9 protein-coding genes are annotated in these 12,364 nt (G+C 65.5%); 4 read left to right on the forward strand and 5 right to left on the reverse strand.

Translation table 11 applies throughout. The features are described from left to right. Positions 1-34 precede the first annotated feature (34 nt). Positions 35-1,393 (forward strand): divalent metal cation transporter, encoded by a 1,359-nt coding sequence (locus IVB05_RS03035; RefSeq protein ID WP_247782957.1) that lies wholly within the window; start codon positions 35-37, stop codon positions 1,391-1,393. 121 nt (positions 1,394-1,514) lie between these two features. Here the strand turns inward: IVB05_RS03035 and IVB05_RS03040 are convergent, their stop codons facing one another. From IVB05_RS03040 to IVB05_RS03060, 5 genes are all read right to left on the reverse strand, one after another. After that, positions 1,515-2,297 (reverse strand): TIGR02186 family protein, encoded by a 783-nt coding sequence (locus tag IVB05_RS03040; RefSeq protein WP_247782958.1) that lies wholly within the window; start codon positions 2,295-2,297, stop codon positions 1,515-1,517. After that, a complete protein-coding gene (locus IVB05_RS03045; RefSeq protein WP_247782959.1) occupies positions 2,294-3,220 on the reverse strand; it encodes a sulfite exporter TauE/SafE family protein in 927 nt (308 codons plus the stop codon). Before IVB05_RS03045 ends, IVB05_RS03040 begins: the two co-directional genes overlap by 4 nt. Before the next feature lie 284 nt (positions 3,221-3,504). Then, positions 3,505-4,323, reverse strand: a complete 819-nt coding sequence (locus tag IVB05_RS03050) for a hypothetical protein (RefSeq protein WP_247782960.1) — start codon at positions 4,321-4,323, stop codon at positions 3,505-3,507. Positions 4,324-4,437: 114 nt separating this feature from the next. After that, a complete protein-coding gene (locus tag IVB05_RS03055; protein ID WP_247782961.1) occupies positions 4,438-7,815 on the reverse strand; it encodes a tetratricopeptide repeat protein in 3,378 nt (1,125 codons plus the stop codon). A 200-nt stretch (positions 7,816-8,015) separates the two neighbouring features. After that, on the reverse strand, positions 8,016-8,612 hold the full coding sequence (locus IVB05_RS03060; protein WP_247782962.1) for a PadR family transcriptional regulator: 597 nt from the start codon (positions 8,610-8,612) through the stop codon (positions 8,016-8,018). A gap of 129 nt (positions 8,613-8,741) precedes the next feature. Here IVB05_RS03060 and IVB05_RS03065 point away from each other — a divergent pair, with 129 nt between their 5' ends. The 3 genes from IVB05_RS03065 to IVB05_RS03075 all read left to right on the forward strand — a co-directional run bounded on the left by IVB05_RS03065 (position 8,742) and on the right by IVB05_RS03075 (position 12,362). Further along, entirely contained in the window at positions 8,742-9,128 is a 387-nt protein-coding gene (locus tag IVB05_RS03065; RefSeq protein WP_247782963.1) for a nuclear transport factor 2 family protein, read from the forward strand. 170 nt (positions 9,129-9,298) lie between these two features. Next, positions 9,299-11,089 carry an acyl-CoA dehydrogenase C-terminal domain-containing protein gene (locus tag IVB05_RS03070; RefSeq protein ID WP_247782964.1) on the forward strand — a complete coding sequence of 597 codons (1,791 nt, stop codon included), beginning with the start codon at positions 9,299-9,301 and terminating at the stop codon, positions 11,087-11,089. Between the two features lie 64 nt (positions 11,090-11,153). Further along, positions 11,154-12,362 (forward strand): acetyl-CoA C-acetyltransferase, encoded by a 1,209-nt coding sequence (locus tag IVB05_RS03075; RefSeq protein ID WP_247782965.1) that lies wholly within the window; start codon positions 11,154-11,156, stop codon positions 12,360-12,362. Positions 12,363-12,364 lie beyond the last annotated feature (2 nt).

The following is a 12,364-nucleotide window of genomic DNA, read 5'->3' on the forward strand; positions in this document are numbered from 1 at the left end:
CGTCAGGTTCGTTGTCGCTGCGGCTGGTCCCGGCATGGCAGAGCACAACAAGTCGAATTCAAAGCATCACGCAAACAGGCTTCCCGGCAGTGACGAACCGGCCGCGACGGTCAAGCCGCCGCGGCCGTTTCGCTTCCGCGATGCGCTGAAGGCGCTCGGCCCCGGCCTGATCACCGGCGCGTCCGACGACGATCCGTCGGGGATCGGCACCTACAGCCAGGCTGGCGCGCAGCTCGGCTACGGCATCGGCTGGACCATGCTGCTGACCTTCCCGCTGATGGCGGCGATCCAGGAAATTTCCGCGCGCGTCGGCCGCGTCACCGGGCATGGCCTATCGGGCAATGTGTGCCGGCATTATTCGTCATGGCTGCTCCATGTGGTGGTGACGCTGCTGTTCATCGCCAACACCATCAACATCGCCGCCGACCTCGGCGCCATGGCGGACGCCAGCAAACTGCTGATCGGCGGCCACAGCATCATCTATGTCTTGCTGTTCGGTGTGACGTCGGTGGCGGCGCAGATCTTTCTCGATTACCAGCGCTACGTCTCGGTGCTGAAATGGCTGACGCTCAGCCTGTTCGCCTATGTCGCGGCGCTTGCCTTTGCCAAGGTGTCGTGGGGCGAGGCGCTCGCCGGCATCCTGTTTCCGCGCATGACCTGGAGCTTCGACTATTTCACCACCATCGTCGCGATCCTCGGCACCACGATCTCGCCCTATCTGTTCTTCTGGCAGGCCTCGCAGGAAGCCGAAGACCAGCGCGTCGATGCCACCAAGCGACCCCTGATCGAGAAGCACTATGGCGCACGGCGGGAGCTTTCTCGCATCCGCGCTGACACCATTATCGGCATGGCGTTCTCCAATTTGATTGCGCTGTCGATCATCGTGACCGTTGCGGCGACGCTGCACGCGGCCGGCAAGACCGATATCCAGACGTCGGCGGAGGCCGCCGAAGCGCTGCGTCCGATCGCCGGCGCGTTCGCGGAAGTGATTTTTGCGCTCGGTATCGTCGGCACCGGATTGTTGGCGATCCCGGTGCTCGCCGGCGCCACGGCGTATGCCGTCGGCGAGGGGCGGCGATGGCCGGTCGGGCTCGCGCGCAAGCCGAAGGAAGCCGCCGCGTTCTACGCCGTGCTGGCACTGTCGGCGGGTATCGGCATCGCGCTGAACTTCACGCCGATCAACCCGATCTCCGCGCTGTACTGGAGCGCCGTCATCAACGGTGTGCTCGCCGTGCCCGTGATGGTGCTGCTGATGTTCATGGCGCGGCGCAGGGACGTGATGGGTCGCTTTGTCGTCGGTGGCCCGCTCTATTGGCTGGGATGGCTGTCGACGGCAGCGATGATGCTCAGCGTGGTGGCGATGGGGATCGGATTTTTTGTCGGGAAGTCGTGATGACGTCCGCATGCGTAGGGTAGGCAAAGGCGCACTTGCGCCGTGCCCACCATCTTATAGTGATCGTTGTTGGAATGGTGGCAGGCTTCGCTTTGCCCACCCTACGAATTGAACGACTGCCTCAATCCTTCCGGAACACGATCGACGCCATCCATCCCGTCATCAGCGCCATGAAGGCGGTGATCAGCCCGTAGACGAAGCCGTGCTGCTGCGCCGTGGTGGCGACGAATTGCTCGAAGCCGACCTTGACGATTTCGAATGCGGTGTCGGTCTTGGTCACCAGCGCGCCGTCGGCGAACAGCTTGATCTCGACGTTGTAGAGACCGATCGGCACTTCCGCGGGCAGCGGAATGCCGGTGCGAAACAGCGTCGGCGTCAGGAACGTCACCGCCGAGGTCTCCTCGCGATAGAGGCCGTGCTGGCGGCGCAGCCGCACGAAGGCGCTGCGGAACACGTCGTCCGGCACCACGTCGGCGTAATCGCCGCCGACGCGCTGGGTCAGCAAGACGTTGTTCAGCCCGAGCTGCTGCCGCCGCTGCACCTCGGGCGAGGCGATGGCGTCGAACGGCCGGTTGGAGAACAGCGCCAGATAGGCCGGCACTTTCAGGAACTGCCGGAAGTCGGTGTTGATCCAGATCCCGAACCGGCGCTCCTTGCGGCGCGTGACCATGTCGGCGCGCGGGCCGGCAATCGTCACCACCAGATCGTAGGTGCGATTGGCAGGCGTGGTGGCATCCTTCTCCACCGAGCCGAACAGCACGAGTTCCTCGCCGGAGTAATTCGGCGTCACGGTGACGCGGTGGTTCGACACCGACACGATCAGCCGTTCGGCCTGCGCTGGCGAGGCCGCGAATGCTGCACCCAGCGCAAGCCATCCGAGCATGAGGATGAGGCGCGCGGTCATCCCGTCACCCCGGTTTCGCGGATGGTGAAGAGATCCTCGGGCCGGATCACCAGCTCGACGGCAAACCGGACGCCGACGGCGAGCACCAGCAGCCCGAGCAGCAGCCGCAGATGTTCGCCGCGGATTTTCTGCCCGGCGCGCGCGCCGAACTGCGCGCCGGTGACGCCGCCGACCATCAGGATCAGCGCCAGCACGGCATCGACCAGATGATTGGTGACGGCGTGCAGCATGGTGGCGAACACCATCGTGACCAGGGTCAGCACCATCGAGGTGCCGATCACGGTCGAGGTCGGCACCCGCAGCACGTAGATCAACAGCGGCACCAGGATGAAGCCGCCGCCGATGCCCATCACGGCGCCGATGAAGCCGATGACCAGGCCGATCACCACGATGGGAATCACGGACAGATAGATTTTCGAGCGCTTGAAGCGCATCTTCAGCGGCAAGCCGTGGATCCAGACATGGCTGCCCGGGCGGCGCGTGGTGACCGGACCGCCGCGGCGGGCGCGCAACAGCGCCCGCAGGCCCTCCCAGAACATCAGGCCGCCGACGGTGGTCAGCAGGATCACGTAGGACGTCGCGATCATGAGATCGAGCTGACCCAGCGAGCGCAGCAGCGTGAAGGTCCAGACCCCGAGCGCGGTGCCCATACTGCCGCCGGTCAACAGCACCGCCGCCAGCAGCGGATCGATGGCGCGCCGTCGCCAATAGGACAGCGCGCCGGAAAACGAGGAGGCGGCGATGTGGCTGGCGACGGAGGCGACTGCGACCGCCGGTGCAATGCCGACGAAGATCAACAGCGGCGTCATCAGGAAGCCGCCGCCGATCCCGAACATGCCGGACACGAACCCAACCGCCGCGCCCATCGCCAGGATGAGGAAAACATTGACCGGAATGTCGGCGATCGGGAGGTAGAGCTGCACGCGCGTCTGCTTTTGTAGCTTTGCCGCAAGAGACGGCCGGGCGGCCGCTCAGGGCATGGTTTCTGTTGTATTTGCCGGCAGTGGAAGCCGGTTCGCGCATGCACCTTTGCGTGCGCAGGGCCGGTTCCCGCGCCTTTGCATAACTGAATTCGGAGGGGTGAGGGACTAAAAATGCCCGGGAAGGCAAATTTTTGCCTCACGTGGCCACGCGTCCGTCAGGACGTTGAAGCGCTGTTACAAATCCGAAAGGCAGGTCCGCTCGTGGGGCCCGGCGCGCGGCCGGCTCAGGGCTTTCCGAGCGGGTCGGTGACGAGGTTCATCGCCAGCGCCTGTTTGGGGCTGAGCCAGCGAATGTCCCGGGTCTCGGACATCGCTTCCACGATGGAGGACGAGACCCCCATTTTGGTCATGTAGCCCAGCACGGCGCCGGAAATCCGCTGCGCCTCCGCGACGGGGTCGTTGACGGGCCGGGTTGTGACAAACCGATGAACGCCCAATGCCGAGCCCAGGATGCCGAAGCGGGTCTTGCCCCCGGCATAGACGAGCACGCAGGCGCTGGCGCAATAGCCCGGCTTGGGGCGGCCCGAGGCGTCGGCGCTGCCGACCGCGGTCGCGAGCCCGCGCTGTCGGATGATCTCGCCCATGATCGTGGCCTGGCTCAGATCGCCACCGGGGGAGACCAGCAGGACGATGTCGCCCGCCGCGAGATTGGCCTGGTCCAGCCTGCCGCGAAACCAGTTCGCGGCGGCAGGCCCGATCGTCCCGCTGACGAACAGCGCCCGCCGGCCCCGGCTCGAACCATCGAGATGGAGCGTGTCGATCACCTGGGATGTCAGGCCGGGCGAGACGTACTGGTCCTTCCAGTAGTCCCAGGCCTCTGGCTGCGACAGGTCGCGATAGGCGCGGATGACGACGCCGGAAACCAGCAGGATGAAGATGGCGACCGACCAGAAATGCCGTTTGCGCCGGGACGGTTGCACCGGCGGTGGCGCGGCCGGGGGCGGCGGGATCTGACCGGCCGGCATGCGCGGCGGCGTGACCGCAGGGCCGGTCGGCGACCTGCGGAAACGATTTTCCTTACCTTGGCTGTCTTCGGTCGACAATCGGTCCTCGTTGCAGGCTGACCCCGTTCGGGGTCGGGCTGGCCCGAAGCATTATACGAATTTATGGCCGAGGATATGGCGATGCCGGCGGGCATCGCGACCCGTCTTCCGGTCTTAGTGAACGGCGGCGGTGCGCTTGGTCGCAGCCGGCTTGGCGCCGGGCTTGCCCGTGGCGGGCGCCGGTGCCGAATCCCAGCCTCCGGCGGGTGCCGCCACGTTGACGACGTCGTCGGGCTGCGGCTCCGGCGTAAAGGTCTGGATCGCGAGTCTCGCGGCCGCCAGCGACTGGACGTCGAGGCGCTTGGCGATATCGTCGCGCTTGCGCCCCGCATCCGCATCGCCCTGGGCCGCGGCGAGGCTGAACCATTTGAAGGATTCGGCGAGGTTCTGTTCGACGCCGATGCCGCGGGCATAGAGGATGCCGAGGTTGAACTGGCTGTCGGCGACGCCACGATCGGCGGCCTTGCGGAACCAGATCGACGCGCTCTTGTAGTTGGCGCCCTTGCCGCCGCCATCGGCGTCCAGCACGGCGAGATTGTGCATCGCCTTGGCGCTGCCGCGCTCGGCCGCCTGCGCATAATAACGCCGCGCGATATCGACGTCCTTTTTCACGCTGAGGCCCTTCTCGTAGAAGGTCCCGAGCCGGAAGATTGCGGGCACCACGCCGGCCTGCGCCGCGCGGTCGTACCATTTTGCGGCCTGGTCGAGATCCGCCGCAACGCCCTTGCCTTCGGCAAAGCGCACGCCGACTTCGTAAGCCGCGGCCGGGTCGCCCTTCAGCGCGGCGGCGCGCAATACCGGGCCGCCGATGCCGTCAGGCAGCCGCTCGGTCGGCGGCACTGCGATCATGGCGAGCTTGCCGCCGGTGGCCGGCAGCGTCGTGATCGCGCCGGTGATGTCGCTGGCTGGAGGAGGCGACGGCGCGGCCTGCGGCGGGACCGCAATCCGCGCGCTATCGAGCGTGTTCGGTGCGGAAGAATTGTTCGACTGCTTCTCGACCGGCGTCGGCGAGATCATCAAGGGCCCTGGCGCCGCAGGCATTGCGGGCCTGGCGCTGCTCTCCGACGGCGCAGGCGCCTGCACTGGTGCGGCCGGCTCGCCGGACTGCTCCATCATCGGCAGTTGCAGCACGCTGCCGGTGTCAAGCAGCGTCATCGCCATCTTGAAAGTGCCGAGCACGATCACGACCACGCTCGCGCCGACCAGCAGCGAGCGGATCCTGGCGGAAATGTTCGAGGGGTTCTTGTCGTCCGCCTTGGCCTTGTCGCCGCCCTTGTCCTTTGGTGCGGCCTTCGCCGAACGTCCCGGCTTCTCGGGGGGTGGCGCGGCGGCTGCGGCCTGTGCGGCGCGGCGCGCGGCGGCAATGAAGCTCGACGAACTGACCGGCTCCTTCGGCCCGGAAGCGATCTCGCTGATCGCGTTTTCGGAAGCCGCGATCCGTTCCGACGGCGAAGACATGCGCACGGTCGGCCGCGTGCCCGGCTCGAGCGGATGATCCGGCGGCAATTCCGGCGCGATCGCCGTGCGCGGCGCTGTGGCATGCGGCTCGAGGATTTCGCTGATCGCCCGCGGCGGCAATGGCGGGGCGACTGGCGCCGGCTGTGCGGCGTGGAATTCGCGCGGCGCGGCGACAAAATGTTCCTGCGGGCCGGCCTGCAGCGCGGCGGGGTTCGGCAATTCCGGCTTCGATTGCTGCGGATAGGTCTGCAGCGGCGTCATCACGCGGGGCGCTTCCTCGCGCATTTCGGCGGCTGCAGGAGAAGAGGCGATCGCGGCCGGCGCGGCGCGAACCGTGCGCAGATCGCCTTCGATCATCGACAGGCGATCGACCACGTGGCCGAGCGTGCTGTGAACGGTCTCCAGCGAGTCCTGCGTGCGGCGGTCGGTTTCCGACTGGCTGAAGCGGATGTCGGACAGCTCGCGCTTGACCAGATCGACGATGCCGGAATCCATCGGCTGAGCCGTGTCGGTGGAATTGCGGTTGGACTCGGCGAGCGCGACCAGGCTGGCGTGCTGGCGTTCGAGCGACCGCAGAATATCGTGCAGCCCTTCCTCGACCCGTCCGAGGTCGATGGCGGGCGCGGCGGAACGATCGCCGGAGGCTTCCAGGCGCTCCAGCAGATAGGACACGCGCTGTTCGAGATGGGCAAACGCCGACGCGTTGTCGTTGCCGACCGGGATGCGATCGAGCCGTTCCGACAGCGAGCGCACCGCGTTTTCGAGATATTCCGAATGCTCGCTCGCGGCCGGCGGCTGCCTTGTTTCCAGCGTCGAGGTCAGCGCGGCCAGGCGCTGCTCGAGCATGCCGAAGGCATCGCTGTTGCCCTCAAAGCGGGGAAGCTGGTCGACCTTGGCCGACAGCGTGTGCACGTCTTCGGCGAGCCGGGCCAGCGCGTCGTTGGAGGCGACGTTGGAGACGATACCGCGCAGCGCCGCGATGGCGCTTTCGAGCTGCTGCACCGTCGACGGATCGTCGTTCGAGCGCAGGATCAGATCGAGCTTGGCGCCGAGATTGCGGATCGCCTCGTCGTAGCCGGTGAGCTGCTCGGCCGGCGTCAGCGAGCGCAGCACCTCGCGGATTTCGCCGAGCGCGCGTTCGATACCGGTCAGCGTCTGGCCGTCGCTGCCGTGTTGCCTGTTTTCGTCGATGCGGCGGGACAGCGAGCGGATTTCGTTCTCGAGCGATTCGATCTCCCGGCGCGGCACCGCCTCGGTGATGGCCTGGCGGATTTCGGCGAGTTCGCTGCGGAAGGCGGCAATCGACTCCTCGACATGATCGGGACGCTGCAGCGCTTCGATCTGGCTGGTGATCTTGAGCAGGTGCCGTTCGAGCGAAGAAAAATCCGGCCCGGCCGGCGCTGCCGGCATCATGGTGTGAGAAGAATTGGGCTGCGAAAAATTGGGCTGCGCAGCAGAGGCTGTCGGCGCGCCATTGCGCGGCGGCATCTGGCGCGGGGGCGGACTGTCGAGTTCGTTCTGGCGCGCGGCGATTTCGGCGATCGCAAAATCCATCGAGGCCGGGCTGAGCGGCGGCGCGGGGCGATAAACTTGCGCGGCAGCACGCTCGACCATGTCGGTCTGGCGCTGCTTTTCCTGCGCCTGGGCCTGACGGACCGGCGCGGGGTTCGAAATCTGCGACAGCCGCGCGTCGAGGCGCGAAATGGCGTCGTTGAGCTGTCGGGCCACCGTCGGCTCGCCACGGGCGGCTTCGCCGCGCGAAGTGTCGCCGCGCGGCGTGGCGGGCCGCGAAATCTGCTCGATCTGCTTGGTGATTGAATCCAGCCGCTGGTGAATGTCGGCGACGTCGGGGATTTGCCGCGGCATCGCCGGCCGCGGCTCGGAAGGCGCGCCGAAGCTGGGCGGGGCTGGTTCGCCGACGGTGGAATTGAGCCAGTCGTTCAATGTCATGCCGGCGCGGCGCGCCGCCGCCTCGGCCCTTTCGCGGACAGAGGGATCGATGCCGTCAACACTCCACGATACGCGCGAATTCATGCTTTCGTCCGGTTCCGCTTCGGCGCCCCACCTGCGCCATCAGCCTCCCCGCGCGTCCCACCGAAGAGACAATCGTATTTCCGCGCGGCTCGCCTGCCTCGGAACTGACTTTTTCGCGTTACGGTAAAGAACGGGTTAAGGAATGCGACGGACGGCCCTAAAAGTTACCGGGCAGCCAAATCGGCTGGCTCTAAAAGGCGCTAGCCGTTTTTTTCGCGCTGGCTGTCCTCGAGCGCCACGACGTTGGTCCGTTCCGCTCCGGCAGACAGGGCCGACAACGCCTCGATCGCCTCTTCGCACCATTCCGCCACGGCGCGCTCATAGCTGAGGCCGACGCGAAGTCCGAGCAGTTTGCCGACATCGGCCGGCGGCGCGATGCCGTGGGGACAACGTTTGTTGAGCAGGCGCTCGTAGCGGGCGAAACGGTCGCGGTGATGTTCCAGCCGCGCCATCAGGTCGGTGCGCAACGGTTCGACGTCGACGCTGTCGAGCGCGTAGAGCCGCACCAAGAGGTCGTCCTTGATCGAGGCCGGAACGCTCGGCCGCGCGGCCCAATGCCTGAGCGCGGCGCGGCCTTCCGGCGTGAGCGTATAGACCAGCTTGTTCGGCTTGCCTGATTGCACCACCTCGCGGCCCTGGATATGGCCGCGGTCGCGAAGCTTGGTGAGTTCCCGATAAATTTGCTGGTGGTCGGCCTTCCAGAAGAATCCAATGGAGTTGTCGAACGTCTTGGCGAGCTCATAGCCCGTCATCGGACGTTCGGTCAGGCAGGCAAGGATCGCGTCACCAAGCGCCATGACGCCGGCCTCCGGCTTTCAGTTTGTAATTTGACATTATGCATAAAGTTGCATATGCGTCAACGCGCATAATCGGACCGCGCCTCGTGCGCGGGCCCGAGCCCGTCATCGCCCGCCAGAGGAGACATGATGACCATGAGCGGCCTCGACAAGTGGTACGGCTACATGAAGTCCCATGACACGGCGGCGTTGTGGGACCTGCTACATCCAGATGCGGTGTTCGAAAGCCCCGTCGTCCACACGCCGCAGCGCGGGCGCGACATCACCTTCAAATATCTGGCGAGCGCCGAGAAGGTTCTTGGCGGCCCCGGCTTCAAATACACCGGCGAATGGCGCAGTGCCAACGGCGCGGTCCTCGAATTCGAAAACGAGATCGAGGGCATCAGGATCAACGGCGTCGACATCATCACCTTCAGCGATGACGGTAAGATCACGCATTTCAAGGTGATGGTGCGTCCGCTGAAGGGAATCAATCTGCTGCACCGTCTGATGGGGGAGCAACTCGCCAGGCAGTGAGCCAGGGCTTCCGCGATCATCGCCGTCTATGTCGCTATGGCTGACGAGATATTTGCCGGTCCGCTCACTCCCTAGAATCTCCGGAACCGGATAAGGTCTACGTCCGGAACGCCACACGAATTTCATTTCAAACGCCTTCACCACCTTATCGCCCCTGCCGGGAGAACATCATGCCGATCTACAAAGCCCCCGTGGAAGACGTCACCTTCCTGCTCAACGACGTGTTCCAGATCGATCGCTACGACAATCTTCCCGGCTTCACCGACGCCTCCGCCGACGTGCGCGAAGCGATCATCGGCGAGGCTGCAAAACTCTCCGAAGAGGTATTGCAGCCGCTCAATCGCACAGGCGATCTCGAAGGCTGCAAGCGGAATGACGACGGCTCGGTGACGACGCCGAAGGGTTTTAAGGAAGCTTTCAAGCAGGTCGCCGAAGGCGGCTGGCTCGGGCTATCGGCGCCGGCGGAATATGGCGGGCAGGGGCTGCCGGTGACGCTGAGCCAGGTCGTCACCGAATTCCAGAGCGCGGCCAACATGGCGTTCTCGATGTATGGCGGTCTGACCATGGGTGCGACCGCGGCGCTTCTGGTGCATGGCAAGCCCGAGCAGAAGAAGATGTTCGTGCCGAAGATGGTGGCGGGCGAGTGGACCGGCACCATGAACCTCACCGAGCCGCAATGCGGCACGGATCTCGGGCTGTTGCGCACCAAGGCGGTGAAGCAGGCCGACGGCAGCTACAAGATCACAGGCACCAAGATCTTCATCTCCGCGGGCGAGCACGATATCGCCGAGAATATCATCCATCTGGTGCTGGCGCGCATCGAAGGCGCGCCGGCCGGCATCAAGGGCGTGTCGCTGTTCGTGGTGCCGAAGGTGCTGGTCAATGCCGACGGTTCGCTGGGTGCGCGCAACGGCGTGTCCTGCGGCTCGATCGAGCACAAGATGGGCATCCACGGCAATTCCACCTGCGTGATGAACTACGACAGCGCCACCGGCTGGCTGATCGGCGAAGAGAACAAGGGCATGCAGGGCATGTTCGTGATGATGAACGAGGCCCGCCTCGGCGTCGCCGTGCAGGGGCTGGCGCAGTCCGAGGTCGCCTATCAGAACGCCGTCAATTACGCGCGCGAGCGCTTGCAGGGCCGTTCGCTGACGGGCGCAAAGGAGGCCGACAAGCCGGCCGACCCGATCATCGTGCATCCCGACGTGCGCCGCGTGCTGCTCACCATCCGCGCCTTCAACGAAGCGGCGCGCGCCATGGTGGTGTGGACCGCGCTGAAGAGCGACGTCGCCCACCGCTCCTCCGACCCAAAGGACCGTCAGGAGGCTGACGACCATATGGGCCTGATGACGCCGGTCATGAAAGGCGTGATGACCGATGTCGGCTTCTCCAACGCGGTGCTGGCGCAGCAGATGTATGGCGGCCACGGCTATATCGCCGAGCACGGCATGGAGCAGTTCGTGCGCGATGCGCGCATCGCCATGCTCTATGAGGGCGCCAACGGCATCCAGGCGCTCGACCTTGTGGGGCGTAAATTGCCGCGCGACGGCGGCCGCGCCGTGATGGCGTTCTTTGCCGAAGTCGGCGCCTTCGCCAAGGAGCACGGCGGCGACGAGGCGATGAAGCCGTTCGTCACCCCGCTCTCGGCAGCCCTCGGCCATCTACAGCAGGCCACCGGCTGGCTGATGCAGAACGCGCTGACCAAGCCCGACAATGCGGGTGCGGCCGCCACCGACTACATGCAATTGTTCGGGCTCGTCACCTTCGCCTATATGTGGGCGCGGATGGCCAAAGTGGCTCAGGACAAGATTGCGAGCAGTGGCGCCACGCCCTATCTGAGCACCAAGTTGGTGACCGGCCGCTTCTTCATGGAGCGCATGCTGCCGGAAACCCATGTCCATCTTGCGCGCATCCAGACCGGCTGCGCGACCACCATGGAATTGGCGGCGGAAGCGTTCTGAGATTTTCCGCCGTTTCCTGTCCTTATCGCCTATAATATTATGATCCTCATACCAGGAGGGCGTCATGCCTGAGGCATATATCTACGATCACGTTCGCACCCCGCGCGGCCGCGGCAAGGCCGATGGCGCGCTCCATGAGGTCACCGCGCTGGCGCTGGCGACGGTGCCGCTGCAGGCGCTGAAGGAGCGCAACAATCTGGCCGAAGACGTCGTCGACGACGTCATCCTCGGCGTGGTCGATCCGGTCGGCGAGGCGGGCTCAGACATCGCGCGCTTCGCGGCGCTGAAGGCGGGGCTTGGCGAATCCGTCCCCGGCGTGCAGATCAGCCGCTTCTGCGCCTCCGGCCTCGATGCCGTGAATTTCGCCGCCGCCCAGATCATGGCCGGTCAGCATGAGCTTGTGATCGGCGGCGGCGCGGAATCGATGAGCCGCGTCGGCATCGGCGCTTCCGGCGGCGCCTGGCCGATGGATCCCTCGATGGCGGTGCCTTCCTATTTCATGCCGCAGGGTGTCTCGGCCGATCTGATCGCCACCAAATACGGTTTTTCGCGCGACGACGTCGACGCCTACGCCGTGCAGAGCCAGCAGCGCGCCGCAAAGGCCTGGGACGAGGGCCGCTTCAACAAGTCGGTGGTGCCGGTCAAGGACATCAACGGCCTGACCATCCTGGCCAAGGATGAGCACATGCGCCCGACCACGACGATGCAGTCGCTGGCGCAGTTGCAGCCGTCGTTCGTTGTCATGGGCCAGATGGGCGGCTTCGACGCAGTGGCGATCCAGTCGCATCCGGAAATCGAGCGCGTCAATTACGTCCACCATGCCGGCAACTCCTCCGGCATCGTCGATGGTGCGGGCGCGGTGCTGCTCGGCAGCAAGGAAGCGGGCGCGAAACATGGATTGAAGCCGCGTGCAAAGATCCGCGCCTTTGCCAATATCGGCTCGGAGCCCGCGATGATGCTGACCGGTCCGGTCGACGTCACCGAAAAGCTGTTCGAGCGTTCCGGCATGAAGAAGTCGGACATCGACCTGTTCGAACTGAACGAAGCTTTCGCCTCGGTCGTGCTGCGCTACATCCAGGCGTTCGAGATCGACAATGCGAAGATCAACGTCAATGGCGGCGCGATCGCGCTCGGCCATCCGCTCGGCGCGACGGGAGCCATGATCCTCGGTACCGTGCTCGACGAGTTGGAGCGCACCAACAAGTCCACCGCGCTGGTGACGCTCTGCATCGGCGGCGGCATGGGGACCGCGACGATCATCGAAAGAGTCTGAGA

The organism is Bradyrhizobium sp. 170 (assembly GCF_023101085.1).
GTDB lineage: Bacteria > Pseudomonadota > Alphaproteobacteria > Rhizobiales > Xanthobacteraceae > Bradyrhizobium.

Coding starts and splice junctions, on each gene's coding strand:
- IVB05_RS03035 (WP_247782957.1), top strand. CDS start 35: ATGGCAGAGCACAACAAGTCGAATTCAAAGCATCACGCAAACAGGCTT.
- IVB05_RS03040 (WP_247782958.1), bottom strand. CDS start 2,297: ATGACCGCGCGCCTCATCCTCATGCTCGGATGGCTTGCGCTGGGTGCA.
- IVB05_RS03055 (WP_247782961.1), bottom strand. CDS start 7,815: ATGAATTCGCGCGTATCGTGGAGTGTTGACGGCATCGATCCCTCTGTC.
- IVB05_RS03060 (WP_247782962.1), bottom strand. CDS start 8,612: ATGGCGCTTGGTGACGCGATCCTTGCCTGCCTGACCGAACGTCCGATG.
- IVB05_RS03065 (WP_247782963.1), top strand. CDS start 8,742: ATGACCATGAGCGGCCTCGACAAGTGGTACGGCTACATGAAGTCCCAT.
- IVB05_RS03070 (WP_247782964.1), top strand. CDS start 9,299: ATGCCGATCTACAAAGCCCCCGTGGAAGACGTCACCTTCCTGCTCAAC.
- IVB05_RS03075 (WP_247782965.1), top strand. CDS start 11,154: ATGCCTGAGGCATATATCTACGATCACGTTCGCACCCCGCGCGGCCGC.